This is a genomic window from Spirillospora sp. NPDC046719 (assembly GCF_040645715.1).
In the GTDB taxonomy this organism is placed as follows: Bacteria; Actinomycetota; Actinomycetes; order Streptosporangiales; family Streptosporangiaceae; genus Spirillospora.
In genome coordinates, this window is the sequence record NZ_JBEYYT010000003.1 from 37,289 (window position 1) to 63,795 (window position 26,507).

Genomic DNA, 26,507 nt, shown 5'->3' on the forward strand with positions numbered 1-26,507 from the left:
GGGCTCGGCCCGGTTCCAGGCCGCCCTTGAGCGCCCCGGCACGCGGGCCTCGTGTCACTCGGCCTGCGCATTCTGTTGAGACTTCTTAGCCTGCGCCTCAGCCGGAAGAGGCCCAGTGTTTGAGCGCGTCCCGGGTCTTGAATTTCGCGACGTTCTTGTCCAGAGGTTCCGAGGTGTACTGGTGGAAGAGCCAGTCGTGGACGAGCGGGTCGCCGGCCTTGCGGTAGTCGGCGATCCAGAGCCCGTCGGCGTTGTAGTGGCCGGTGCTCTTGCGGGTCCACAGGTCGCGGTTGGCGTACAGGACGAGTCGGTGGCCGGGCCGCCGCTTCTTCACTTCGTGCAAGAACTGGTCCTTCTGCCCGCTGGTGGCGAGCCGCCCTTTCGGGTCGGTCTCCCAGTCCAGGGCCAGGATGTCGCCGTCCTCGGCGCCGCAGTGCTCGAGGAAGTACCGGACCTGGGCGGCGATGCGGGCTGGGCGCAGTCCCCGGCGGCCGTGCAGGAAGTGGTAGAAGCCGACCACGCAGCCGGCGTGGCGGGCCCGCGCGGCCTGGTCGGCCCGGCGCGGGTTGATATAGGAACGTCCTTCGGTCGCCTTGACGAAGACGAAGTCCAGGCCCTCCGCGTCGAACATGGGGTTGTAAGAGGCCACGTCGATGCCGTGCAGCATGGCTGCCCTTTCGGATATCACCGACCCCTCACCCTCTATGTTCCTCCCCGCCAACGGCATCTGCGTGCCACAAGGCCATAGAGCCGTCATTGACGGCCACACCGCTCTGCTCCCCGCTCGGCGCCCAATGCCGGCAAGGCCGGCGTCGAGCAGGGGGCAGCCGCCACGGACCCACCTGATGCGGCGTACCTTCCGCGCACGCGTGGCCACGTGCCATCACGGGCGCCCGGCCCCGACGTGGTGGGTCCGGCCGTGGGTGGGCGCTCGGCGCGACATATCAAGATCGATATACCTTCCTGGACAAATGCTATTAGTGCGTTATGCCCGGCCCACCTAGGGTTTCGGCCACAGCGCCGAGGGCTGTTAACCGGAAGGACGCGCGTGGGCACCGACACCAGACCACGGAACCGGGCGGTCGCGGCGAGCTTCGCCGGCACCGCCATCGAGTGGTACGACTTCTTCATCTACAGCACCGCAGCCGCGCTGGTGTTCAACAAGCAGTTCTTCCCGGACTTCGCCCCCGCGGTCGGCACGCTGCTGGCGTTCTCGACGTTCGTGGTCGGGTTCGTGGCGCGGCCGATCGGCGGCGTGCTGTTCGGGCACCTCGGCGACCGCAGGGGGCGCAAGTCCGTGCTCGTCGTCACGCTGACCATGATGGGCACCTGCACGTTCGTGATCGGGCTCCTGCCGACCTACGCCCAGGTCGGCATCTGGGCGCCGATCCTGCTGGTGGCGGTCCGCTTCGCGCAGGGCATCGCGCTCGGCGGCGAGTACGGCGGGGCCGTGCTGATGGCCGTCGAGCACTCCGACCCCGCCCGCCGCGGGTTCTTCGGGAGCTGGGTCCAGGTCGGCGTCCCGGTGGGGCTCGCCCTGTCGAACCTGGTGTTCCTGCTGACCCAGTTGCTGCCCGCGGACGCCATGGAGCAGTGGGGCTGGCGGCTGCCGTTCCTGCTCAGCGCGCTGCTGGTCGCGGTCGGCTTCCTCATCCGGCTCCGGGTCGAGGAGAGCCCGGAGTTCCGCGAGGTGAAGCACGAACGCGGCACGGCTCGGCGGCCGGCGGTCGAGGCCGCCAAGCGGTCGTGGGCACCGATCCTGCTGTGCGCCGCCGCCGGGTTCGCGCCCGGCACGATGTTCTACGCCACCATGGTCTTCGGGCTCAGCTACGGCACCGACCACGTCGGGGTGAGCCGCGGGACGATGCTGAGCCTCACGCTGGTCTCGATGGCCGTCGTGCTGCCCTGCCTGCTCTACTTCGGGGCGCTGTCGGACCGGATCGGCCGCAAGCCGGTCTTCGCCGGCGGGGTCGTCGGCATGGCGCTGACCGCGTTCCCGTGGCTGCTGCTGGTCGACACCGGCTCGCCCGGCCCGATGCTGGTCGGCTACCTGCTGGTCTCGATCCCGTTCAGCGCCGCGTACGGGACGCTGGCGACGCTATTGGCCGAGCTCTTCCCGGCGGACGTGCGGTACTCGGCGGTCAACATCTCCTACGCGATCTCCAACGTCTTCGGAGCCGGGATGGCGCCGATCATCGCCGGCTCGCTGCTGATCCGCACCGACTCCGGACTGTCGATCGCCGGGTACATCGTGCTGGTGTGCGTGGTCTCCTTCGCCTGCCTGGCGGCGCTGCGGGAGACCGCGGGGGCGCGCCGGGGCCGGACCCCGGTCCCCGCGACGGCGGACGCCGCGGTCGGAGACGGGGCGGCGCGGTGAGCGCGGCGGCGCCCCCGCCGAGCCTGGACCTCGGCGGGATCACGGTCACCTGGCTGGCGGACATCCCGAGCATGCGGTTCGCGCCCGACGATCTGCTGGTCCCCGACAGCGGCGACCAGGGCCCAGGACAGAGCCTCGATCTGACGTTCGGCGGCTACCTGATCACCACCGACGCCGAGACCGTGCTGGTCGACGCGGGCGTGGGCGACGGGAAGGCCCGGTCTCGCCCCGGCTGGAACCGGCGGTCGGACGGCGCGCTGCCCGCCGCGCTGGCGCGGACCGGCCGCGCCGTGACCGACGTCGGCGCCGTCCACCTCACCCACCTGCACGCCGACCACGTCGGCTGGAACACCGTCTGGGACGGCGGGTCCTGGATCCCGGCCTTTCCTGAGGCGAGGTACCTGGCCTTGGCGGATGAACTGGACTGGGCGCGCGAAGGGCACGGCCGCGACCCCGGCTTCCTGTACGGCTCGTACGCCGACAGCGTCCTGCCCCTGATCGAGCGCGGGCTCCTGGACGCGGTCGCGGACGGCTTCCGGATCGGGGACCGGATCGAGGTCCGTGCCGTGCCGGGCCACACCCCCGGCTCCTCGGCCGTGATCGTACGGGGGAGCCAGGAGACCGCCGTGCTGTCCGGAGACCTGATCCACCACCCGCACCAGTTCGCGCATCCCCTGACCTGCTCGCGGTTCTGCGTGGACCGCGCGGCTTCGGCCACGGCAAGGCACGGGCTCTTGGACTGGACCGCGCGGCACGGGGCGATCCTCATGCCGGCGCACTTCGGCTGGGGACGGGTCGAAGCGGCCGGCGGCCGGTTCCGGTTCCGGCCGATCCCGCGGCCACGGAGCGGCGATGCAGGGGGTGATGGAGGTGGGGAGAACGCCAGGTGAGGAGAGTTTTACCTGCGGGTTTCCTCCGACCCTTGCTCCGCGTTCGAAGTGTATGCAAAAGTGTGGGCACCTTCGAGTGGGGAGGTCGCCGCGGTGGCCGCCGGTCCCTCGGGCGCCGACGCGCTCCCGGGTGCCGACCGGCCGCCCGCCGACCGGGGGTGTCCTTTTGGGGCTCCATATGTGCATACAAAACTGAATGTACTTTTGCATGCATATGTGGTGGCTCGTCGAGAAGTGAGAGGAACTGCTGTGGGTTCGCTGGAAGGGCAGGTCGTGGTCTTCACCGGGGCCGGTTCCGGGATCGGCCGGGCCGTCGTCACCCGGTACGCCGCCGAAGGGGCGCGCGTCGTCGCCGTGGACGTGTCGGAGAAGGTCACCGAGCTCAAAGCCGAGCTGGGAGACCGTGTGGTTCCGCTCGTCGCCGACGTCCGGTCCTGGGCCGGCAACGTCCAGGCCGTCCGGACCGCGCTGGACACCTGGGGCCGGCTCGACGTCTTCGTCGGCAACGCCGGGATCACCGACGCCGCGCGTCCGCTGGAGGACATCCCGGGCGACCGGCTCCAGGCCGGCTTCGAGGAACTGTTCGGCGTGAACGTCCTGGCGCCCATCCTGGGCGTCCGGGCGGCGCTGGACGCGCTCGTGGAGTCGCGTGGCTCGGTCATCCTCACCGGATCGTTCGCCGGATCCAACGCCGCGGGCGGCGGCGTCCTCTACACGGCGTCCAAGCACGCCGTCGAGGGCCTCGTCCGGCAGCTGGCGTACGAGCTCGCTCCGGACGTGCGGGTGAACGGCGTCGCGCCCGGCGTCGCGCCCACCCGCCTGCGGGGGGCGGCCTCACTCGGGCAGGCGGCGACGGACTCCGTCCTCGACGGCACCAAGGAGGCGCTTCCGCTGCAGGAGATCCCCGGCATCGACGCCTACAGCGGCATCTTCACCCTGCTGGCGTCCCGTTCCGAGTCGGCCGTGATGACCGGCACGATGGTGACCGCGGACAGCGGCCTCGGCATCCGGGGCATCGCGCGCCCCGGAGGACGCGTGCGGGCCGCCGGATGACCGGGCGGCTGGACGGCCGGGTGGCGGTCGTCACCGGCGCCGGTCGCGGCATCGGCGCCGCGATCGCCGGGGCGCTCGTCGCCGAGGGCGCCGCGGTCGTCCTCGGCGGCCGGGACCGCGACCGCCTCGCGGCGCAGGCCGCGAGCCTGAGCGCGAAGGGCACCGCCACCGCCTGCGCGGGCGACCTGACGACCCTGGCCGGCCGCGACGCGCTCATCGACGCGGCGGGCCGCGTCGACATCCTCGTGAACAACGCGGGCGGCTTCGTCGACGCCACGACCACCGCGGACACCTCGCGCGAGCACTGGGACCGGCAGCTCGAGCTGAACCTCACCGTGCCGTTCCTGATGTGCCAGGCGGTACTGGACGGGATGGTGCGGCGGGGCTGGGGACGCATCCTCAACATCGGCTCCGTCGTCGCCGCCGCCCCGCAGGCGGGCAACGCGATCGGCTACGTGGCGGCCAAGGCGGGCCTGGCCGGCTTCACCCGCCAGCTCGCCGTGGAGACGGCGGGGACCGGGGTGACCGCGAACGTGCTGAACCCCGGGACGGTCCGCACCGAGCACCTGCTCGACTACGCCGCCGCCTCCGGGCTCACCGAACAGGACCTGGCCGCGCGGATCCCCGTCGGCCGGCTCGGCGCGCCCGAGGAGATCGCCTCACTCGTCCCGGCCCTGGTGGGGGAGGGCAGCGGGTTCCTGACCGGAGCCGTCATCGATGTCAACGGAGGAGCTGTACATGCCTAGTCGTCACGTACCCGGCCGTCAGAGCGGCGGGCCGGCGCTCGCGGGGAAGGTCGCACTCGTCACCGGCGGTGCCGCCGGGATCGGGCGCGCGGTGGTGGAAGCCTACGTCGAGGCGGGAGCGAAGGTCGCGATCCTGGACCGCGACGCCGAAGCCGCCACGGCGACCGCCGAGGAGTTCGGAGACGACGTGCACGCCACGGTCGGGCTCGCGGAGAGCCTGGCCGACAACCAGCGGGCCGTCCGGGACGCGGTGGACGCCTTCGGCCGCCTCGACGTGTTCGTCGGCAACGCCGGCGTCGGGGCGGGCAACCTCCCGCTGGCCGGCATCCCGCTGGACCGGCTGGAGGCGGCGATCGACGAGATCTACGCCATCAACGTCAAGGGGTACCTGCTCGGCGCGCGCGCGGCGCTGCCCGCGCTGCTGGAGACCGGCGGGAACATGATCTTCTCCTGCTCCATCGCCAGCTACCGCGCGGTCGACGACGGTGTCCTGTACGTCTCGACCAAGCACGCGAACCTCGGCATCGTCCGCCAGCTCGCCTGGGAGTTCGCGCCGCGGATCAGGGTGAACGGCGTGGCCGTCGGGGTGGCCAGGACCCGCATGCAGGGACTGACCGCCCTCGGCCAGGACCCGATCGACGCCGTCCTGCCCGGCGCGGAGCAGGTCATCCCGCAGGGGTTCATCCCCGAACCGGCCGATCACGCGGGGGCCTTCGTCTACCTCGCCTCCGACGCGGCCCCGCTGACGACCGGCGAGTGCGTGTGGACCGACAGCGGGTTCGGTGTCCGCGGCATCGGGCGCCCCGCCGGCGGTACCGACCTGGATCCGGCCGAACTGAGGTCCTGACCAGCGAAGACGTAAGGCGGCTGCGCGGGGGCCGCGGCCGCACATGCATCACCCGGCACGCATTCATCCGGCCGATGGCCGGAACCACTCACCCCTTCATGCCCTTGGAGCGACCATGTCGCTGGCCCCGGAGAACACCCTCCCGCCGCTGCGGACGAGCACCACCGACGACCCCGACGTCGTCGCCGAGCAGCGCGCGGACGACTACACCACCCACGCCGTCCCGCCCACCGCCAGAGTCGGGCGCTGGCAGCTCACCATGTCCTTCTGGTCGCTGCTGAGCGCCATGGTCTGGCTGTTCTACGGCGCCCTGGCCGCCGGCCTCTACGGCACCTCCGCCGCGCTGACCGCCATCGGCGTCTCGGTGGCGGTCTACAGCCTGATCAACATGCTGCTCGCCGGGTGGGCCCGGCGCAGCGGCCTCAACAGCACGCTGCTGTCGCGGCGGATGTTCGGCGTCGTGGGCGCCTCGCTCACCGCCCTCCTGGTCGCGGCCAACACCACCTACTACGCGGTGTTCGAGAGCAGCACCCTGGCCGTCGCGTTCGAGCACTACACCCCGGGCTGGGACGTCCGGGTCTGGTACGCGATCGTCGCCCTGGTCATGCTCCCGCTGATGCTCGGCGGCGTGCAGACGTGGATGGCCCGCCTCAACGGCGTCCTGCTGCCCCTCTACCTCGTGGGCATCGTCGTCGCCGTGATCGTCGCCGCGGTCAGGTTCGACGGCGGCGGCTGGCTCTCCTTCCAGGGCATCGTGCCGCCGGAGGCCCGCCCGATGCCGGGCTGGCTGCTGAGCGTCATCCTCTACATGGGCATCTACCTCACGATGCCCACCACGGTGGACTTCGCCCGCTTCGCCAAGCCCGAGGACGACCGCTTCCACAAGCACGTCACCTTCGGCTGGGTCTTCTACGTCCTGCTGTTCGCGGCCAACGGAGCGGCGGGCATCTTCCTCGTCCGCGCCGCCATCCCCGACCGGCCGGCGGCCGAGACGGGGGTCGTCGAGGCGATCCTCGCCACCCTCGGTGCGGCCGGGCTCGTCCTCATCGTCGTGTCGCAGGCCAGGATCAACAGCCTGAACTACTACCAGGCGTCCTCGAACTGGGAACGCCTCATCGCCGGCCTGACCGGGCGGCGGCTCGGACGCATCCCCCTGGTCCTCGCCACCACGGCCGTGGTCTTCCTGCTGATGCTCACCGACGTCTTCAGCTACCTGAACAGGGCCCTCACCTGGCAGGGCGTGTTCCTCGTCAGCTGGGTCGGCATCGCCGTCACCCACTACGCGCTCGTGCCGGGGGACCGCGCCTCCGGGCCGGAGTTCCGTGCGCTGCGGCTGCCCCGCGTCACCTGGGGGCTGGCCGTCTGGCTGGTCGCGGCCGGGGCCGGCATCTACTGCGCGGAGGGCCCCGGCGTGCCCGCACTGCTCGCCGAGGGCGCGCCCGTCGTCGCGCTGGTGCTGAGCGTCGTCCTCTACGCGTTGGCGGTCAAGGCGCGCCCGCTCGCCGTCCCCGCCAGGCCGGATCCGCGCCTGGAGGTCGAGGACGCCGCGGCGACGCGGGCCGAGTGCCACCGCTGCGCGAAGTCCTACGTCGTCCTCGAGATGGACCGCGAACCCGCGGCCGGCGACGCCCCCGTCTGCGACGGCTGCGCCACCGCCACGCTCGCCCGCCGCCGCTGACCCACCGGACCGCCGCCGACTTACCGGACACACCCAGGAAAGCGAGCACCGATGGCATTCGACAGCCTCTTTCAACCCGTCACGATCGGCACCCTGAAGGTGCGCAACCGCATCGTCAAGTCGCCCAACACGACCGGCACCTGCAACCCCGACGGGACCGTCACCCAGCGCACGATCGACCACTACCGGACGCTCGGCGAGGGCGGAGCCGGCCTCGTCATGGTCGAGTACACCTACGTCGACGACGACGCGGCCAAGTCCATCCACGGGCAGCCCGGCGCCTCCAACCAGAACCATGTGGCGGGCCTCGGCTGGCTCGCCGACGAGATCCGGGCCGGCGGCGCCCGCGCCGGGCTGCAGCTCGTGCACAGCGGCCGCCAGCGCTTCCTCGGCACCGCTCCCATGAAGTCGGCGTCGGACTCCTCCTGGGACGTCGCCGAGATGCCGTTCGGCATCCGCCCCACCCCCATGACGATCGAGGAGATCGGGGGAGTGGTGCGCAGCTTCGGCGAGGCGGCGGCGCGAGCCCACGCGGCGCGCTTCGACCTCGTGGAGATCCACGCCGGGCACGGCTACCTGATCACCAACTTCCTGTCCCCGCACACGAACAAGCGGACCGACGAGTACGGCGGCAGCGCGGAGAACCGCCGCCGCATCCTGCTGGAGATCGTCGACAGCGTCCGCGCCCGCGTGCCGCGCGACTTCCCGCTGAGCGTCCGGCTCTCGGTCACCGACTACGAGCCCGACGGCATCACGATCGAGGAGACCGTCGAGCTGTGCCGGCTGCTGGAAGAGCACGGCGTCGACGTCGTCCACGCCTCCGGCGGCCACCACGCCCTGCAGCACTACGAGGCCAGTTCCTGGTTCATGCCGCGCCAGCTCCACCGCTGGGGCTGGGAGAAGATCAAGCCCGCCGTGTCGATCCCGGTCATCGCCTCGGGCTCGCTCGTCTCCCCGGAGGTGGCGGACGAGATCATCGCCTCGGGCAGCGCCGACCTCGTCTCGGTCGGACGCGCCATGCTCGCCGACCCCCAGTGGCCCGAGAAGGCCCGCACGGGACGGCACCTGGAGATCGTCCCCTGCATCCGCTGCAACGACGGCTGCCTGGTGCGGGGCCTGGAGGCCAAGCGCAGCGTGGGCTGCACCGTCAACCCGACCGTCGTGGAGGAGGGGCGCTTCCCGATCGGGACGGCGCCCGCCGCCAAGCGCGTCGCCGTCGCGGGCGGCGGGCCGGCCGGGCTGCGGGCCGCCGCGATCCTGCACGACCGGGGCCACCGGGTCGTGCTGTTCGAGCCGCGGGAGCTCGGCGGCGACCTCAACCACGCCGTCGGCTCGACGTTCAAGATCGACATCGCCGAGCTGCGCCGGCACCTGGTGCACGAGGTGGAACGGCGCGGCATCGAGATCAGGAGGGCCGCGGCCGACGCGGCCGCCCTCGCCGACGGATTCGACGAGGTCGTCCTTGCCACCGGCGCCCCGCAGCGGCCGTTCCCCGGCCCGGTCTCCGACACGGCGCTGGTCATCGGCCCGAACGACGTCACCGCCCACGCGGACGCGCTGGCGGGACGATCCGTCGCCGTCGTCGGCGGCGGCTTCCAGGGCGTCGAGACCGCGATGCGCGTCGCCGAACTGGAGGGCACCCGCGTGACCGTGCTGGAGAGGGGCGACTCGCTCATCCGCGGCGACGAGGTCCACTACGACGCCGAGGAACTGCCCAAACTCCTCGTCAAGGCCGGTGCCGAGGTGAGACTCGGCCACGAGGCCACCGCGATCGAGGACAAGGGCGTGCGGGTCCGGTCGGACGGCGCCGAGAGCCTGGTGGAGGCCGACGCCGTGGTCGTCGCGCTGGGCAGGGAACCATCGAGGAGCACCCTGCAGGCCGAGCTGGACGCGGCCGGCGTCCCGGCGCGGACCATCGGTTCCGCCGACAGGCCCGGCCGCGTGTTCGACGCGATCCACGCCGCCTTCTGGACGGCCCGCCTCATCTGAACCTCCGGACGCCGCGGCGGGCTTCGGCCGACCGCACCAAGGACCAGGAGACGGCGCACCGTACCACCGCCCGCCCGGGATGAGCCTCGCGCAGGCACCGGGCGGGCGGGGATCCCCATAGCCGGACAGCGCGATCCGCGGGTCTATGGATATAGGGCACTGACGGGATGTCCGTTCTCGTGGCTTGAGGGTCGTCACATGGTGATGGCCACGGTCCCTGCCACCCTGCCGCCGGTGCGGGCCTGCAGTGCCTGGGCTATGCGGGTGATGGGGTAGGCGGTGGTGTTCAAGGTCAGGCGCTGCTCGGTCAGGTCGGTGAGCAGGCGGTGGAACACCTCGTCGGGGACGGGGCGGCGGACCATGTTCAAGGGGAGCAGTCTGATGTCCTGGGCCAGGAGGGAAGGCAGGTCGAGGGTGAGGGTCTTGCCGGCGACGTAGCCGATGAGAACGGCCCGTCCGCCCGGGCGCATGGCCGGCAGGAAGGTGGGCAGGGTGTCGCCGCCGATGGTGTCGAGAAGCAGGTCGACGCCCCCGTCGGCAGCCGCCGCGGTCAGAGCCTCGGGGCCGCGGCCGATGAGGACCTCATGGGCGGCCGGGGGTACGGAGGCGGCCTTGTTCTCGTCGCGTACCAGGGCGATCACGTGGGCGCCGGCCCGGGCGGCGAGTTGGACGGCCAGCGAGCCGACGCCGCCGGAGGCGCCGGTGACCAGGACGCGTTCGCCCTCGGCGACGTGGCCGACCGGGTCGACGGCGGCCCAGGCCGTGGTCATGGGGGAGTAGCAGGTGGCGGCGAGCGCGGCGTCGGCGTCGGCGGGGATGGTCCGTACCGCGGTGAGCGGGACGGTCACCTGCTCGGCCCAGGTACCCGGCCGTTCCAGGCCGATACCGCCGCCCCGGACCAGCACTCGGCGTCCGAGCAGGGAGTCGTCGCCCGCGCTGACGGTGCCGATGCCCGCGGCGCCGGGGATGAACGGCAGTTCGGGGCGGTAGGCGAAGGTCCCGGACATCAGGGTGAGGTCCAGGTGCGTGACGGCGGCGGCCTCGATGTCGACGGTCACCTCATCGTCCCCGGGGTGCGGTGGAGCGACTTCCTCGACGGCCGGGGCGGTGTTCCACCCGTGCAGGCGGGCAGCGAGCATGACGGACTCCAGTGCGCTACGGACCCAGTGACGTGAGGAGCAGGTGTCGGGGTCGATGAGCTCTATCGATTGATGTAAAGAGATTCACAGGGCAGCGAAGCGGTGTGCGGGTCGGCCGCCGCGTGACCCTGTTTCAGCAGGCTAAGCGGTGAGTTCTTGCTGCTCGGCGCCGGGGCCGGGGGCAGCCGCCGTCGATGACTCGGGGGTTTCGGCCAGGAACTTCTGGGCCCGTATAACGGTGGGCCTCGGTCCCGCTGGCACAGATCCGTAGCCGCTCGACCGGCCCCCGGCCACCCCGGTTCGGGCTTTCGGCGTGGCCGTTTGTGGGCGTGTGTGTCCGAGGACGCGTCCTGACCGGACGGCAAGGGTGATGATGCCGCCATGAGCGGACGCGTGCTGGTGTGGGCGGGCGTGGCGGTCGCGGTGGTGGCCGCGGTGGTGCTGGCGGTGTTCTGGCTGGTGCAGGGGCTGGAACAGGCCGGATGGCTGGCCGGCGTGCTCAGCGCGTTCGCGGCGCTGGCCGCGTTCGTGATGGCCCTGCCCCTGCGGCCCCATCCTTCTGCCGCCGCCACGAGCAACACCTTCAGCGGCGGAACCAACGCAGGCCCGCTGGTGATGGGCCGCGACATCAGCGGCCCGGTCACCTCCGGCCCGCCGGCCCCCACGCCGCCGACTGCCCCTGCCCCGCCGTCCCGCACCGAGTCCGGGTTCGCGGGCAGCCCGGAGTCGGAGGATGAGTCAGCGGACGGGGCGGTGTCCAACACCTTCAGCGGCGGGATGAACTACGGTCCGCTGGTAATGGGCCGTGACATCAGCGGGCCGGTGACCTCTCACGGAACGCCTGCGCCCGGCGCCGCGCAGCCCTCGCCTGCCTCTCCCAGGCCCGCTGAAGAACCCTCCGATGAGGCCGCCGGGCCCGGCTCACGGGATCGGCCCGACGATGCGTCGGCGGAGGCTTGAGTGCCGGTGCCGCAGACCCGGAACGAGATCTCGGGTGGAATCGTGGTCGGCCCGGCGATCCTGGGCCGCGACATCACGGTCATGCTGCCGCCGCAGGTCTCCTTGGCGACCTCGGGACTGCCCGCGGGCTCACCCGCCTTCACCGGACGGCAACGCGACCTGGACCGCCTGCTGGACTCCCTGACGCCCACCGCTTCCGCAGACCGGGCGGGGACCGAGCGAGCGCGGGCGGTCGTGGTGACCGCGGTCGGCGGCCTGGCGGGAGTGGGCAAGACCGAACTGGCCGTCCAGGCCGCGCGGGCGGCGCTGCGGCGCGGCTGGTTTCCGGGCGGCGTGTTGTTCGCCGACCTGTTCGGCTACGACGACGACCGCCGCCGCGACCCCGGTCAGGTGCTGGAAGGCATGCTCGGCGCCCTCGGCGTCCCGGGCGAGCACATCCCGACCCACGCCCAGGACCGCTCGCGCGTCTTCCGGTCGATCCTGACCGAGTTCGCCGCCAGCGGCCGGCGGGTCCTGGTGGTCGCCGACAACGTCAACACCCCCCACCAGGCCGAACTGCTGCTGCCCACCGACGGGATGAACGCCGCGATCGTCACCTCCCGCCACACCCTGGCCATGCTCAACGCCCGCCTGCTCGACCTGAACGTCCTGGACGTCGACGACGCGGTGGCGATGCTGGACGAGACGCTGCGCATCGCCCACCCACACGACACCCGCATCCCCGCCGACCCCGTCGGCGCCGCCGCCCTGGCCGAGGCGTGCGGGTATCTGCCCTTGGCGTTGCGGATCGCGGCAGCGCTGCTGGCCGAAGACCCCGGCCACACCCCCATCGCCCTCACCCGTGAACTCCGCCAGGTCCAGCCCATCGAGGGACTGGCGTACGGACGCGACGGCGTGCGGCGCGCGTTCGAGCTGTCCTACCGCACCCTCACCCCCGACCAGCGGCACCTGTTCCGGCTGCTGACCGTCAACCCCGGCCCCGACACCTCCACCACCGCAGCCGCCGTCCTCACCGATCAAGACGAACCAACTACCCGAAAGATGTCGAAGGACCTGGCCCGTGCGCACCTGATCGAACGCGGAGCCGCCCCCGACCGGTGGCGGATGCACGACCTGGTCCGCCAGTACGCCACCACCCTCGGCCTGCAACACGCTGACACCGACCACCGCGAGCAGGCCCTGCACCGCCTGCTGGACCACTACCTCGCCGTCACCAGAGCGGCCGACGCCCATCTGGACCCGACCGCCGCCGACCCGGCCGCCTGCGGGTTCGCCACCCGGGAGGAGGCGCTGGCGTGGCTGGACACCGAACTGCCCAACCTGACCGCGGCCGCACGCACCGCCGCCGACACCGGCCACCCCAAGACCACCGTCACCCTGGCCCTGGCCTTGGCCCGCTTCCTGGATTGGCGGCGGCTGTTCAACGACTGGATCACCCTGTCGACCCTCGCCCGCGACACCGCCGCACGCACCGGCGACCGGCACGGCGAAGGCGGGGCATTGAGCACCCTGGGGCTCGCACTGGTCGGGGCGCGGCAGTTCGAGGAGGCGATCACGGCCCACCAGGACGCTGCCGATATCTTCCGCGAGCTCGGCGACCGGCGCAGCGAAGGCGGGGCGCTCAACAACCTGGGGAGCGCGCTGGCCCAGGTGCGGCGGTTCGACGAGGCGATCACCGCCCACCAGCAGAACCTGGCCATCTTCCGCGAGACCGGCGACCGGCATGGCGAAGGCGGGGGACTGAACAACCTGGGGAGCGCGCTGGCCGGGGTGGGGCGGTTCGAGGAGGCGATCATCGCCCATCAGGACGCTGCCGATATCTTCCGCGAGCTCGGCGACCGGCGCAGCGAAGGCGGGGCGCTGGGCAACCTGGGGAACGCCCTGGTCGAGGTAGGGCGGTTCGAGGAGGCGGTCGCGGCCCACCAGGACGCCGCCGGCATCCTCCGGGAGCTCGGCGACCGGCATGGCGAAGGCACGGCACTGAACAGCCTGGGGAGCGCGCTGGTCGAGGTGGGGCGGTTCGAGGAGGCGATCATCGCCCATCAGGACGCTGCCGACATCTTCCGCGAGCTCGGCGACCGGCACAGCGAAGGTGGGGCGCTGAACGACCTAGGCCTCGCGCTGGTCGAGGTGGGGCGGTTCGACGAGGCGGTCACCGCCCACCAGCAGGCCGCCGCCTTCTACCACGAGACCGGCGACCGACAAGCCGAAGGCACGGCGCTGGGCAACCTGGGGCTCGCGCTGATCGAGATGGGGCGCTTCGACGAGGCGATCGCCGCCCACCAGCAGGACTGGGCCATCTGCCGCGAGCTCGGCGACCGGCACGGCGAAGGCACGGCGCTGACCAACCTGGGGAACGCACTGCGGCAGGCGCGGCGGTTCGAGGAAGCGATCGCGGTGGGGCTGGCGGCCGTGGAAAGCTTCGCCGAGGTGGGCGACGAGCCCGGCGAGGCCATCGCCCGCCAGGCTGTGGAAGAGACCCGCCGAGCCGGCATCAGCCCTGACTCTGATCATTCATAGATGATGCCTGCTTGCGAGATAGGGCGCCGGTTCGGGAATCCCGCGCAGGGCGAGGTAGCCATCCCGGCCGAGGTCGAGGCGGGCGGCCAGGCCGATGTCGATGGCCCAGGGGTTCCCGGCCGTGATGTGGCTGATGACGGCCTTCTGCCGGGTGTGCGCGAGTGCCTCCCACAGGAGCCGCTTGGCGGTCTCGACCTGGGCGGCGGCCAGCAGGATCGGATTCCCCTCGTCCTTGTCGAGGTAGACGTAGCCGGGCCGCTCGCCGGGGGAGGACGAGACGATCAGCCGCCGCCGCTCCAGCATGTGCGGATGGTCGGCGCCATGGGGGCCGCCGCGCAGGGTGATGTCGAGCGCGTCCATCCATTCGAAGTCGTCCGGGCGTCCTTCGCGGAGGCCGTCGATCGCGGGAAGGACGCTGCGGTCGACGCGTCCGGTCATGCTCATCAGCGGGTGCAGTGCGAAACCCGCGAGGCGGTAGCGGCGGGTCGCGGCCGGGTGCGGGGACGAGGAGATCAGGCCGGGACGGTCGCCCGCGTGCGCCAGGGCGGCGTCGAAGAGCCTGCGGCCGACGCCCTTGCCCTGGAGGCCCGGCAGGACGCTGAAGACCGCCAGGTACCAGACGCCGCCCCGGTTCTGCGCGACCGCGAGGCCGACGATCTCGCCGCCGTCCGCCTCGGCGACCCAGCAGCCGCCCGGGTCGGTCGCGACGTGGTGGCCGATCCCCTCGATCCAGGCGCGGGCGGCGGCCTCGTCCAGCGGCTCGGGCTCCGGCTCGTCCCAGCGCCGGTGCATCCGGTCCGCCTCCAGGAAGGCGGCGTCGGAGGCGCGCTGGGCGGCGGGCAGGTCGTCCGGTGTCATGAGTCTGATCCGCACGGAGTCCATGGGACGCATGGTCCCGCAGGGATGAGACGGGAGCGACTGACCGGCATGATCAAGTGTCGGCTCAGAGTGATCCAGCACCACCCGGAAGCGATCGAGGGCTGCATGCCTCGCCCACACCACACCCGCCATCGCCAGTTGATCCTGGACCCGTACTTCGCGGGTGGTCGGTTCGGCTGATGTCGACCTGGGGTGCTAGTCGCGCGAGCGCACCGCCTGTGCGAGCGCGTCGACGGTTACGCCCACAATGGCCAGGAGCTGCGCCGGGCTCGCCCCGGCTCTGCTCATGACGGCGAGAGACTGGTTCACGGCCGCCACGTGTTCGGCGAAGGCCTCGGCGTCCTGGTCGGTCAATCGGCCGGCCTTCAGGGCGGCGCGTAGACGCAGGCGCTGGACGCCCAGCGCCTCCTTCGCGTGCGCCGCGATGCTCGGGCTCAGCACCGGGATCGCCATGGCCGATTGGGCGACCAGGCATCCATCCGGCAGTTCGGGATCGGCGATGCGCTCGAGGGTGACGTCGAAGAACGCACGAACGGCCGTGAGGGGCTCCGAGGCCGCACACGACAGGGCGGCGTCGTACTTGTCGCCGTAGCGCGCGGCATAACGCTCCAGGCAGCGCAGGAAGAGCGTGTCCTTGTCGCCGAGCGAGGAGTAGATGGAGCTGCGATTCAGGCCGGTCGCCCGGGACAGATCGTCTAGCGAGGTGTCGGCGTAGCCGGCGCGCCAGAACTGGATCATCGCGGCGTCAAGCGCCGCGTCCATGTCGAACTGCTTCTTGCCTGCCACGTGGCACGTCCTTGCCGGTGTGTCGATGTCTCGGGGCTGCGCTGCACACCATCCTATCTTGAACTAAACAGTTCAAGATGTGTTAGCCTCCGGGCATGGTCATGGCAGGGCGTCCCTCGCACTTCGCGGCAGCGCGACAAGCAGGCCACGGGGCCCTGGCCGTCGTCGTCCTCATCTGCACCGTCGTCATGGCCGGCGAGACGATGACCATGACGCTGTCCATCCTGTGGGTGTCGAAGTTCGGCTTCGGGCCCGTCATCACCGCAGCGCTCGCGCTCACAGCGCTCAGCTCTCTCGGATTCGCGCTCGCCACCGGCCTCGCCATCCTGCTGATCTCACGGGCCCTCAGCCGTACGGCGACCGCCCTCATCACCGCAACAGCGACGTCATCGATCGCGGAGATCGTGCCCGGCCGAAGGGGTGGAGCTGTGCCGGCTACCGCCGCCGACGTCGGTGGCCTGAGTCTCGGCACCATCGCCGCGGGCCTGCTCGCGCAGTTCGTCCAAGCACCAACGCGCACCGTGTTCTGGTGCTACCTGGTTGTCTGTGCCGTCGCGAGGATTGCCTGGCTCGCGGGTCGAAGGACGCGTGGGCCGCCTCGCATTCGCCGACCCTCCGGCATGAGTCGGGCTCGCTTGTTTCCCGCCGGTGGTTGCTCGTCGCCGCGTCCTCCGGCGTGAACGGCTCCTTCTCGTCTCTGACCCCGGCGTTTCTACGTGACGACCTGGGCATATCGACCTTGGCCGCGTCCTGTTCATCAGTGCACCGCCGACTCAGCTCATCGCACCGCCGACGGGCCTACCGGCCATCAAAATGATCGTCATCGAGGCGGCGCTCTGGACTCACTCCGCGCCTGTTTCCGTTGTCGGCACCGTCTTCCCCAGAGCGGCTGTCGGGACTCCGCTCCGCTATGGCCTCGGCGTCACGGACGCATTGTGCGATCCCGGCAACCGGACCGAGCTCAGCGCGACCGTGTTCCCCCATTCCGGGCTCGTCGGCCCCGTCCTGCTACTGGCCTCATCGATCAGACCCCCGGGACCCGGATTTCGAGCACCACGCCGGCCGCTCTCGTCATCTACACCGTGTCCGCGAGCCTAACCCGCGGGCGAAGCACCGAACCGGCATACCTAACACCGATGGAGAATCCCCGTGACTGACCCCGCGACCAGCGCTTGGCGCGCCTGCGAAAGCAACCCTGTCCCCGATCTGCCCCTTCACGACCTGGCGGGATTCACTCACCGCTGGGTCAACGCGGACGGCGTCCGCCTTCATGCCGTCGAAGGCGGCCTGCCGGCCGGCCCGACCGTCGTCCTGCTCGCCGGATTCCCGCAGACCTGGTGGGCTTGGCGAAAGGTGATGCCCAGCCTCGCCGGCCGGTTCCACGTCATCGCGATCGACCTGCCGGGTCAGGGCCATTCCGAGCGTCCGGAGCGCAGCTACGACACGCACACGGTCGCCGCGCACGTCCACGCGGCCGTGAAGGCTCTCGGAGTGTCGACTTACTGGCTGGCCGCGCACGACATCGGCGCCTGGGTCGCCTTCTCCCTCGCACTTCGATTCGAGAGCCAACTGCGCGGGGTCGCTCTACTCGACGCCGGCATTCCCGGCATCACCCTTCCGGAAGCGATTCCCACCGACCCGGATAGGGCGTGGAAGACCTGGCATTTCGCGTTCCACCTTGTGCCCGACCTGCCCGAGACGCTGCTCGCCGGCCGCGAACGGGACTACGTCGGCTGGTTCCTGAAAACGAAGGTCCTCTCACCCGACACGTTCGACGACGCCGAGCTCGATCACTACGCAGCGGCCGTCGCCGTCGACGGTGGCCTCCGCGCTTCCCTCGCCTACTACCGGGACGCAGCCGAGTCGGCGCGCAAGAACCACGAGGCGCTCGAGCGGCGGCACCTCAGCGTGCCCGTCCTCGGGATCTCCAGCAGCCACGGCTCCATCCCGGACATGGCGGCCTCCATCAGCCCATGGGCCGACGACGCGACCGGGGTCGTCGTGCCCGACGCCGGACACTTCATCCCCGATGAGCAGCCCGAAGCCGTCGCCGCCGCGCTGGCCGGCTTCATCCTCGACGGCGACTGACACCGGTCGATGTCACGAGCGCTGCCCGATCCTCCCGGAGCCGTTCACTTGACGCCGCGTTTCAGCCCAGGAGGCCGTACAGGACACGGCCGATCGGGTCGTCGAACAGATCCGCACCGGGCCGCATGCGGCGGTAGAGCGACGCCGGAGGTACCGTGGCCGCCACGCGTGCGCAGTTATGCAGTTGGACGTGCCGCAGAGGAGGCGATGGCGTGCTGCCGCGCCTCCTGTTCCTGGCGGGGCCTAGCCTCGGGAGCGGGATGCCGTCATGCTCTGCGGGGGACAGCCCCAGCGTGGGTCCCGGCATCGGGCGCCCGAGCGTCCGCCTGGTTGTTGGGCGCGGCTTGCTGCTCGTGTTCGCGGAGCATCCGTCGACCTGCACCGGCGTATGTATCGCCGCGCTCATCGCTGGCGACCGCGCCCGCCGAGCCGCCGGGGCGCCCCCAAGGACCGTCTGCACCGAACATGGTGCGGACCTGGTTCAACACGCCCCGACCGCGTACCTCGTCGAGGCGCGCGCCGAGCTGCGCACGCTGCTGGCGGAGTGGGGCGGCGGTTCCGACAGGCTCCGCGTCCGATCGGAGGGGCGGATCGCCCGGCGAGCCACGCCGAGCCCCGCGCGTGGCTCGCTGGCCGGGCCCGACAAAGGCATCGTCCCGTTGCTAGCCGTCCCGGGGGCGTCGGACGACGGTGAGCCTTTGGCGGGCGAGGCGCCGTCCTGGCTGCCCGGCATGCCGGCGACTCGGCACATCGGCGCCGCCGTCACGTCCCGTCGGCCGCCGGTCAGAACGGACTACGCCTTGGGCGCGAGTCCCGCTGCCTGCGGGTCAGCGCCACCCGTGCGCATCCGGCTGAGGTGTTGCACCGGCCGCGACTTCGCCGCCCAGACCGAACCGGGCGTACGCCACGAACTCGTCCGCTCGCACTGCCCCGCAAACGGCAAGGTCGAACGCTTCAACCGCACCCTGGCCACCGAATGGGACTACCAGCAGGTGTTCACCAGTAGCACCAACCCACCCGCCGACGCACCGCACTCGGCGCGGTGTGCTTGACCGCCTGCCCTCGGTTCTGGCTGAGCATGACGAACGTCGAGATGACCCGCTCGTGACGCAGACCGATCTTGGAGTCCTTCGCACCGGCCATTGTGCGCTCCCCGATCACACCTCCTACCGATGCCGTCGGCTCCGCCGACCACGGCACATTTTTGATCATGGAACTGTAGGGTCGGTCGTGCCGTTTGGCGCCGCTGGGAACGCGCCGGTGGCGGCTTCCGCACGTCCCGGCGCCTCTGCGGCGACACCCCCCGAAGTGAGGAAGACACCGTTGAAACGACGTCCCAGGTTGGTGGTGGCCGCTGCGGCCACCGTGCTCGCCTGCATCGCTGCGGCTCAGCCCGCCTTAGCCGATGGTTCCGACCCCGCCGGCGTGGTGCCCGTCTCGGGCACCAGTGCGCTGCCGGCGGGCTGTGGCCTGCCCGCGGGCGACGGCTACGTGCTCAACCCGAACACCGAGGTCCAGCCGATGGTGGCGCGGGACCCGAAGCGGCCGTGGCATCTCGTCACGGTGTACCAGCAGGACCGGTGGAACCGGTACGGCAGCAACGGGGCCGTCACCGCCGTTTCCGACGATTACGGTGCGACCTGGCATCCGTCGGCTAACCAGCCCGCGTTCTCCCGCTGCAACGGCGGAACCGCGGCCAACGGCGGAGACTACGACGTGACGACCGACCACTGGATCACGGTCACGCCGTCCGGTGCGGCGATCGCCGCGTCGTTCTCGCTGTCGCGCACCGGCGAGGTGACGGCCATCCTCGTTTCGCGGTCCGGTGACGGCGGCAAGCACTGGGACGCCCCCGCGACGCTGCAGCGGGACGACGACCCCGAGTTCTTCAACGACCGTCCGGCGATCACCGCCGATCCGTACCACCCGGGTGTGGTCTACGCGGTGTGGGACCGGGTCGACACCCAGTCGAACGGCGACTGGGTGCAGCCGGTCTACATGGCGAAGTCGACCGACGACGGGCGCACCTGGACCACGAAGAAGGTGTACGACTTCCCCGCCAACAGCGGCGCCATTGGCACCGAGTTGGTCCCGATGGCAGACGGGACGCTGGTGATGGGCCTGCACCAGGAGACCAACACCACCGCCGCGACCCAGGTCATCCGCTCGACCGACGGCGGCAGCACCTGGTCGGCGCCGACGCTGAACGTGGCGGCCCCCTTCGCGGTGGGCACCAAGATCCCTGACCCGGACGACTCGGGTGACCCGGTGCGCAACGCGACGCTGCCGCTGCTGGCGGCCCAGCCGAACAGCAAGGTCGTGAACGCGGTCTGGCCGACCCAGGACACCGACGGCACCTTCCACGTGGCGTACGCCCGGTCCGCGGACGACGGCAAGACCTGGTCCAGCCCGGTCCGCGTCGACAAGACCCCCACCGGTTCGGCCGCGGTCCCGGCGATCGCCGTGTCTCCCGGCGGCGCCCTGGCGGTCACGTACTACGACTTCCGCAACAACACCTCGGCCGCCACGCTGCCCACCGACTTCTGGGCCGTGACCTGCGGGAGCGACTGCACGAAGCCTGGGGCGTGGCGCGAGCGGCACATCGAGGGCCCGTTCGACGCGCGGGCGGTCCCGTCGACGAGTTCCGGCCGGATGCTCGGTGACTACACGGGCCTGGTCTCGACCGGCTCCGCGTTCGTGGCCGTCTATGGCGTGGCCACCGGCGACACCGCCAACCCGGTGGACATCCACAGCGCGACCTTCTACAACTGACCAGCCGGACGCGACCCGCCGGGGGCCTCGGCCACCGGCGGGTCGCACGCGGTCCGGCCGACCGCCGAACAGCGGGTTTCGTCCCGCTTCACTGCCGAGTGGCAGGGGTGAGCGGGCGCGGACGCCGAATCCGGAGCGCCCGCCACGGCGCTGATCAGCGGATTCGGCGAATGACCACCGACGACGTCGCATGATTCTGCAATCGCTGGTGTCGCTGAGCGCAGCCGCCACAGAGCGCGGTCGCCTCTACGGCAGTGCCCGCGCTCCGTCCGCCGTCCTTGGTCGGCGGCCTGACGTGTCGGCCGAGCACGACCGACGCGGGGCGCCAATGCGAGCCGTCATTGTCTGGGATCACTCGAGGACGGCGGCTCCCATGGCTCCACAGTGCAATCGCCGCTGAGCTGCAGACGAGGGACGGAGGCGTAGGCGGCCGGTGGCTCCACCGGCTGGACTGCGCCACCGCGAACCTCAGTCCTGATGCGCTGGATCGCTGGCGGCTCACCGCTCACGCGCGGGTAGGTGGGAGTCCATGCCGACGGGATGGTGCATCCGTCCGGCTACCGGGGCGAGGAATGTCCCTCACCGCCGGCACGGTTCCCGGTACTCCTTCTGCGACTGCACGGGCATGAGGTGGTGCTCTCCTGGCCTATGACTCCGAGTACGCCCAATCTTTCGGGGGAGGTCGGCGGGTGCACAGCTGCATCGCGGCAGGCTGACGATGACGATCTCGCGTACTCCGCCGACAACGGCCGCCGCGATCGTCCCGGCCGAGTCCGCGGCTCCACTGCTCCAAACGGTGTTGCCAGTTCGGGGCAGGCGCGGGCGGCTTCAGCGGAGCTCGGACTTGGTGCTCGGCGGCCGCAGCGACGATCATGACACCTAGCGCGGTGTGGTGTGGGCTCCCAACGCCGGGTCGTGGAACGGGCGGTCGCGCACGTGTACTGAGCCCTTTGTCAGCGGCGGGGCGGGGACTGCTGATCACGTGATGGTCGCGGTCGGTGTGGCTCCCGGGACGTTGAGAAGCCCCTGGCGGGAGGGTTGATCCCTCACAATCGCTCGTCTGCGTCAGCGGTACGCATGTTTTTGTGTCGTGCTTCGCTGCCGTTATCGCGCCAGACCTTGGCCTACGCCGCCGGCGTCGCCCGCCGGCACCGCAAGAAGAACGGCAGCAAGAGCCGGGCACTGCCGCCGGGCCTAGCAGTGCGTCAGTCGATGAGACTGTGTCAACGCTGCTGAGATCGGACAGCACGGCGGTCCATCACTCGGACACGGGCCATTCCTCGGCCAGGAGCGCGTATGAGAGACCGTCGAGCCATCCCTTGGTGCGGTGGAGAGAGTCTTTCACCGTGTGCTGTTCGCGGCGCATCCCAACCCGCTCCATCAGCCGCCACGAAGGTTCGTTGTCGTAGAAACACTCCGCGTGCAGGCGGCGCAGGCCAAGACTCCTGAAGGCGACGTCGATGAGGGCGCGTACCGCTTCGGTGGCGTAGCCCTTGCCGCCGTAGGAGGGATCCAACGTCCATCCGAGCTCTCCTTGGACGCTTTTCGCCTGGTCAGCGACCTCCTCCTGGGCCCAAGCGTCCTGGACCTGCAGCGTCAGATCGCCGATCACCCGGCCGTCCAGTTCGACGACGATCAGGTCTGAGAGTCGCTCCTTACGGAGAAAACGCTCACGGTAGTCGTCGTACGTCGCCGTGGCGGCCCCGACCCAATCGTGAACCTCCGGCAGTTGCCGGAAGACCCAGGTCGCGTCCAGGTCGTCGGGGGTGGCTCGGCGCAACAGCAGTCGGTCGGTGGAAATCGGCCAGTCCAGCGTGTCGAGAGGGTGGCGCATGGGCTTCATGCTGGCAGAGAGCCGTGGTGACACAAAACGGATTACTACGCGCGACGTCGCAACACCGACGTGGCGATCGCCGACAGGAACTGACGAGACACCGAGGCGCTCAGGGTGATGACGTGATGGTCGCGGTCGGTGTGGTTGCTGCGGAACGTCGAGGAGCCCCGGGTAGGGGCGGTTGACGCCCGCGCTGCAGGCGTTGATGACCCTGGCCCAACTGCGCAAAGGCGAGACCTTCGCCGAACTGGACGCGGGCTTCGTCGTCTCCACCACCAACGCGTGGCGCTACGTCAACGAGGCCATCGCGACGCGCTGGCGACCTGGTCGCCCCAACTCGGTGCCGCCAGCGATCGACCGGGTCGTCGCCGACCGGCCGTACTACTTGGGAAAGCATCACCCCACGGCATGAAGCACCAGGTCATCGCCGCCCCAGACGATGCCCTGCTGTGGGTGTCGGGGCCGCTGCGCGGATCGGTCCACGACCTGGCCGCGGGCCGCATCTAGGGCGTCATCCGGACGTTCGCCACCACCGGATTGCTCGTGCTGGCCGACAATGCCCACCAGGGCGCCAGCGCGCACGGCCCTCACGCCCTACAAGGGACGCGACAAGTCCGAACCACAGAAGGACGCCGACCGTCGACACGCCGAGCTCCGCGCGCCCGCAGAACGAGGGAACGCCCAGCTCAAGTCATGGTGAATCCTGCGAACGCTGCGCTGCCCCTTCCGCACCGGTCGCATCGCCAAGGCCATCCCGCTGAAAAGGCTCACTGGTTCCGTCGACGACATGCACGAAGCCCGTCTGACCCTGGTATGCGTCCCTACTGGAGACGCCCGTACGGATTGAAAAAAGGGCCGAAAAAATAGTTGAGTCTCCTGCCATGAGCCAATACATCAAGACGTTCCATGCGATCGAGATCGGCGACGGCGGCGATGGGCGATGGGCCGCGCACGTCCGGCCGATAATGATGGGCGCGGAGAGCCGGCTGACCGAGGAAGGCCGGACCCCGCAGGGTGCGGTACGGGCGCGGAGGCTGTTCGAGGTCCACATGCCCGAGCTGGTCCCAGCACTTGACCGGCTCGCCGGCCAACTGGCCACTCCCTGGGCGGGCACCGTTCTCACGCTGGCCGCGGTGCGGCCGTTCTTCTCCGGCTGCACCCAGATCGGCGGCAGGGGCGCGTTGCTCAGGAACTACGACTTCGCCCCCGACCACTGCGAAGCCACCATCGTCTCCTCCCATTTCCTGCGGCCCGTGATCGGCATGCAAGAAGCGGGGTGGGGCTTGCTGGACGGCATGAACGACGCCGGTCTCGCGATCTCGCTCACCTTCGGCGGACGGTTCGTCCACGGGCCGGGATTCGCCATCCCCCTTGTGCTGCGCTATTTGCTGGAAACCTGCCAGACCGTCGACGAAGCGATCGGCAGACTGCGCACCATACCCGTCGCGATCCCGCAGAACGTCACCCTAGTCGACCCGGACCAGGCCGCGACGGTCTTCGTGGGGCCCGACATCCCGCTGATCGAAGAGCCCGACGGTTGCGCCACCAACCACCAGCACCTACCGATTCCAGACGAGCAGGAGCGATCCACTCGGACCCGCAAGCGACTGGCCACCGTGCAGGCGGCGGGCGTTGACGTGACGGCGATGCTGCGACCACCGCTTTACCAGTACGGCTACGACCAGTGGCTGGGCACGGTGTACACGGCGCACTACCGCCCCGCCAGGGGCCATGTGACGTACCACTGGCCTGACGAGCACTGGGAGCAGTCCTTCACCCGCTTCTCTCCAGGAGCACGCACCGTCACCTTAGGGAAGCGGGACGGGAACGATGCCCCTTGACGCACCACGCACGCGGGGATGGTGGCGGGACGATCGGGCGCCGTCGCGCCGGGATCGATCCGGCGCCCGAACGCGTGCCACTACCCGTCCGACCGCCTCGTAGGTGAAGCAGGCGGTCAGAAATTTGGCCATACGAGTGTTGGGCACGGTGCCTGGTCTACGGCCGTCACGGCAAGGTCCGCACCGGCATCCAGGTGGTGCTGACCAGAGTCCCGATGCTGCAGGAGCGGCCCAGCGTATGGCGGCCGCCGAGTCTGCCGGACCTTCAGCCCGGCGTTCGCTCCCGCCCCCAACCGTCTGCCACGCTGCCTAGCGTTCTGGCAGGTCACGCCAGGAAGCACCCGTGGCGGTGGGGGATGACGCTCATGGTGAGCCCAGTGGGGACGGGAGGCCGCCGCAGTGTCGACCGGTGCGCGCGAGAGGGGCGACGCCGGCCTCAGTGAGTCGCGGTGCAGGAGATCAGTACGCGAGCTCCCCGATGCCGCCGTCAACGCGCAGCACGGTGCCGGCTGTGTAGGCCGACTCGTCCGAGGCCAGGTAGACGGCCGCCTTGGCCAACTCGGTGGCGGTGCCGAGGCGGTGGAGGGGCACGGTCCTCCGGATTTCGTCGTAGATGGCGGCCTGTCGCTCTGGGCCGAGCGGCTTGAAGGTGTCGGTGACGGTCGGCCCCGGGCTCAGCCCGTTGACACGGATACCCCGGTCCTTCAGCTCATAGGTCAGCCCGCGGGAGAGGGAGAGCAGGCCGGCCTTGGCGGCGCCATAGACCGCTGCGTTCTCGTGCCCGATGAACGCGGAGACCGAGCCGACGAGGATGACCGAGGCCTGCCGTGAGAAGAGCGGCAGCAGGTCCTTGATCAGGAAGAACGGCGCCTTGAGGTTGGTGGCGACGAGTTTGTCGAATGCCTCTTCGGTCCATGCTTCGATCGGGAGGTGGGTGACGTCGGCGGCGTTGCTCATCAAGATGTCGAGCTTGGGCCACTCCCGCCGCAGCTGTGCCGCGAGCGCCGCCTGGCCGGGGGTGTCGCCGGCGTCGCTGAGGACGGGCAGCAGCGGGCCGTCCAGCTGCCGGGCGGCCTCGTCCAGCCGTTCCTGCGAGCGTCCAGTGATCGCGACGGTCGCTCCCTCGGCGAGGAACTCCTTGGCGGTCGCGAGCCCGATGCCGCCCGTCCCGCCCGTGATCAGTGCGTGCTTTCCCTCAAGACGACCCATCGAATTCATTCCTCTCACTCGCCAGGATGCGTGGTTTGTTAGCCGGCAACGATGACGGTCGTCCCCGCCATCTCGGAGAACGCCATGCCGCCCTTGCCGTGTCGGCGGCAGGCGTGGCGCGGGTCAGATGGCGGTGCGGCCGCCGTCGGCGGCCACGATGGCACCGGTCATGTAGCTGGCCTGGTCGCCCGCGATGAAGGCGATCACCTGGGCGACCTCGGCCGGGTCGGCGGCGCGCTTCAGGGCGGTGGTCAGCCCCATGCCGCCGAGGTCGGGCCCCATGGCCGCCACCACCTTGGAGGTGGTTATCGGACCGGGCGCCACGGCGTTGACGCGCACGTTGGACGTGGCGAACTCGGCCGCCCAGGTGCGGGTCAGGGACTCCAGCGCCGCCTTGGTGGCGCCGTAGACCGCCATCGGCGGCATGCCCAGGCCGGCCGCGGTGGAGCTGACGTTGACGATGCTGCCGCCCCCGCCGGCGGCCATCTTCGGCGCGAGCCGGGCGGTCAGGACGAACGGTGCGCGCACGTTGACCGCGAAGGCGGCGTCGTAGTCGGCGATGTCCTGGTCGGCGGTCGCGCTGAACGGGACGACGCCCGCGTTGTTGATGAGGATGTCCACCGCCCCGGCCTCGTCGGCCAGCCGCTGCACGGCCTGCGGGTCTGCCAGGTCGGCGGGAACGAAGCGCACGGTGCCGGCCGCTCCGGCGGAGGCGGCCGCGCTCCGCACGTCGTCCACGACCTGGGCGCCGCGGTCCGGGTCGGTGCCAGTGATGATCACGTTCGCTCCGCCAGCGGCGAGAATCCGCGCCGTCGCGTGCCCGAGCCCGCCGATGGCGCCCGATCCGGTGATCAGCGCCGTCTTCCCGGTGAAGTCCATGTCGTCCTGCCTCTCGCCGC

General features: G+C 70.8%; 20 protein-coding genes and 4 pseudogenes. 17 read left to right on the forward strand and 7 right to left on the reverse strand.

Annotated features, from left to right (window positions below; translation table 11 throughout):
* Positions 1–97 precede the first annotated feature (97 nt).
* Positions 98–667, reverse strand: coding sequence for a glycoside hydrolase family 25 protein (locus ABZ914_RS01215; protein ID WP_500190814.1), 570 nt, complete (start codon positions 665–667; stop codon positions 98–100).
* Positions 668–1,048: 381 nt separating this feature from the next.
* On the opposite strand from ABZ914_RS01215, the gene ABZ914_RS01220 reads away from it, so the two are divergent.
* The 7 genes from ABZ914_RS01220 to ABZ914_RS01250 all read left to right on the forward strand — a co-directional run bounded on the left by ABZ914_RS01220 (position 1,049) and on the right by ABZ914_RS01250 (position 9,580).
* Positions 1,049–2,377, forward strand: coding sequence for an MFS transporter (locus ABZ914_RS01220; protein ID WP_500190816.1), 1,329 nt, complete (start codon positions 1,049–1,051; stop codon positions 2,375–2,377).
* Complete coding sequence (locus ABZ914_RS01225) at positions 2,374–3,267, forward strand: MBL fold metallo-hydrolase (RefSeq protein WP_500190818.1); 894 nt, start codon at positions 2,374–2,376, stop codon at positions 3,265–3,267. Before ABZ914_RS01220 ends, ABZ914_RS01225 begins: the two co-directional genes overlap by 4 nt.
* A 249-nt stretch (positions 3,268–3,516) precedes the next feature.
* Positions 3,517–4,320: an SDR family NAD(P)-dependent oxidoreductase gene (locus tag ABZ914_RS01230; RefSeq protein WP_433154499.1), complete on the forward strand. Its 804-nt coding sequence runs from the start codon at positions 3,517–3,519 to the stop codon at positions 4,318–4,320.
* Positions 4,317–5,066: an SDR family NAD(P)-dependent oxidoreductase gene (locus ABZ914_RS01235; protein ID WP_500190819.1), complete on the forward strand. Its 750-nt coding sequence runs from the start codon at positions 4,317–4,319 to the stop codon at positions 5,064–5,066. The genes ABZ914_RS01230 and ABZ914_RS01235 overlap by 4 nt, the downstream gene beginning before the upstream one ends.
* Entirely contained in the window at positions 5,059–5,913 is an 855-nt protein-coding gene (locus tag ABZ914_RS01240) for an SDR family oxidoreductase (RefSeq protein ID WP_500190821.1), read from the forward strand. Before ABZ914_RS01235 ends, ABZ914_RS01240 begins: the two co-directional genes overlap by 8 nt.
* Before the next feature lie 115 nt (positions 5,914–6,028).
* Positions 6,029–7,591, forward strand: a complete 1,563-nt coding sequence (locus tag ABZ914_RS01245) for a purine-cytosine permease family protein (protein ID WP_500190822.1) — start codon at positions 6,029–6,031, stop codon at positions 7,589–7,591.
* A 51-nt stretch (positions 7,592–7,642) separates the two neighbouring features.
* Positions 7,643–9,580, forward strand: coding sequence for an oxidoreductase (locus ABZ914_RS01250; RefSeq protein WP_500190824.1), 1,938 nt, complete (start codon positions 7,643–7,645; stop codon positions 9,578–9,580).
* Between the two features lie 194 nt (positions 9,581–9,774).
* Here the strand turns inward: ABZ914_RS01250 and ABZ914_RS01255 are convergent, their stop codons facing one another.
* Positions 9,775–10,719, reverse strand: coding sequence for a quinone oxidoreductase family protein (locus tag ABZ914_RS01255; RefSeq protein WP_500190826.1), 945 nt, complete (start codon positions 10,717–10,719; stop codon positions 9,775–9,777).
* A gap of 381 nt (positions 10,720–11,100) precedes the next feature.
* Between ABZ914_RS01255 and ABZ914_RS01260 the strand changes: the two genes are divergently transcribed.
* Positions 11,101–11,679, forward strand: coding sequence for a hypothetical protein (locus ABZ914_RS01260; protein WP_500190827.1), 579 nt, complete (start codon positions 11,101–11,103; stop codon positions 11,677–11,679).
* Entirely contained in the window at positions 11,680–14,199 is a 2,520-nt protein-coding gene (locus tag ABZ914_RS01265; protein WP_500190828.1) for a tetratricopeptide repeat protein, read from the forward strand. It begins immediately after the preceding gene.
* Here ABZ914_RS01265 and ABZ914_RS01270 read toward each other — a convergent pair.
* Positions 14,194–15,072 (reverse strand): GNAT family N-acetyltransferase, encoded by an 879-nt coding sequence (locus ABZ914_RS01270; RefSeq protein ID WP_500190830.1) that lies wholly within the window; start codon positions 15,070–15,072, stop codon positions 14,194–14,196. The two genes, ABZ914_RS01265 and ABZ914_RS01270, sit on opposite strands and share 6 nt — an antisense overlap.
* Positions 15,073–15,273: 201 nt before the next feature.
* The gene (locus ABZ914_RS01275; RefSeq protein WP_500190832.1) at positions 15,274–15,864 is read right to left on the reverse strand and encodes a TetR/AcrR family transcriptional regulator; all 591 of its coding nucleotides are present in this window, start codon (positions 15,862–15,864) and stop codon (positions 15,274–15,276) included.
* Between the two features lie 95 nt (positions 15,865–15,959).
* Here ABZ914_RS01275 and ABZ914_RS01280 point away from each other — a divergent pair, with 95 nt between their 5' ends.
* From ABZ914_RS01280 to ABZ914_RS01295, 4 genes and pseudogenes are all read left to right on the forward strand, one after another.
* Positions 15,960–16,544 (forward strand): MFS transporter, encoded by a 585-nt coding sequence (locus ABZ914_RS01280; protein WP_500190833.1) that lies wholly within the window; start codon positions 15,960–15,962, stop codon positions 16,542–16,544.
* 469 nt (positions 16,545–17,013) lie between these two features.
* Positions 17,014–17,952: an alpha/beta fold hydrolase gene (locus tag ABZ914_RS01285; RefSeq protein WP_500190834.1), complete on the forward strand. Its 939-nt coding sequence runs from the start codon at positions 17,014–17,016 to the stop codon at positions 17,950–17,952.
* Positions 17,953–18,830: 878 nt separating this feature from the next.
* Positions 18,831–18,959 (forward strand): annotated as a pseudogene (locus tag ABZ914_RS01290) (IS481 family transposase); the annotation flags it as partial.
* Positions 18,960–19,377: 418 nt separating this feature from the next.
* Positions 19,378–20,724: a sialidase family protein gene (locus ABZ914_RS01295; RefSeq protein ID WP_500190835.1), complete on the forward strand. Its 1,347-nt coding sequence runs from the start codon at positions 19,378–19,380 to the stop codon at positions 20,722–20,724.
* 1,258 nt (positions 20,725–21,982) lie between these two features.
* Here the strand turns inward: ABZ914_RS01295 and ABZ914_RS01300 are convergent.
* A complete protein-coding gene (locus tag ABZ914_RS01300; RefSeq protein ID WP_500190837.1) occupies positions 21,983–22,558 on the reverse strand; it encodes a GNAT family N-acetyltransferase in 576 nt (191 codons plus the stop codon).
* Positions 22,559–22,736: 178 nt separating this feature from the next.
* Between ABZ914_RS01300 and ABZ914_RS01305 the strand changes: the two are divergent.
* The 4 genes and pseudogenes from ABZ914_RS01305 to ABZ914_RS01320 form a co-directional block, all read left to right on the forward strand.
* Positions 22,737–22,856, forward strand: a pseudogene (locus ABZ914_RS01305) (transposase family protein); the annotation flags it as partial.
* A gap of 54 nt (positions 22,857–22,910) precedes the next feature.
* Positions 22,911–23,062, forward strand: a pseudogene (locus ABZ914_RS01310) (transposase family protein); the annotation flags it as partial.
* A 79-nt stretch (positions 23,063–23,141) separates the two neighbouring features.
* A pseudogene (locus tag ABZ914_RS01315) lies at positions 23,142–23,255 on the forward strand (IS5/IS1182 family transposase); the annotation flags it as partial.
* A 184-nt stretch (positions 23,256–23,439) separates the two neighbouring features.
* Positions 23,440–24,399, forward strand: a complete 960-nt coding sequence (locus tag ABZ914_RS01320; protein WP_500190839.1) for a C45 family autoproteolytic acyltransferase/hydrolase — start codon at positions 23,440–23,442, stop codon at positions 24,397–24,399.
* A 459-nt stretch (positions 24,400–24,858) separates the two neighbouring features.
* On the opposite strand, the gene ABZ914_RS01325 is transcribed toward ABZ914_RS01320, so the two are convergent.
* Positions 24,859–25,608: an SDR family oxidoreductase gene (locus ABZ914_RS01325; RefSeq protein ID WP_500190841.1), complete on the reverse strand. Its 750-nt coding sequence runs from the start codon at positions 25,606–25,608 to the stop codon at positions 24,859–24,861.
* A 123-nt stretch (positions 25,609–25,731) separates the two neighbouring features.
* Positions 25,732–26,487 (reverse strand): SDR family NAD(P)-dependent oxidoreductase, encoded by a 756-nt coding sequence (locus tag ABZ914_RS01330; RefSeq protein ID WP_500190842.1) that lies wholly within the window; start codon positions 26,485–26,487, stop codon positions 25,732–25,734.
* Positions 26,488–26,507: the final 20 nt, after the last annotated feature.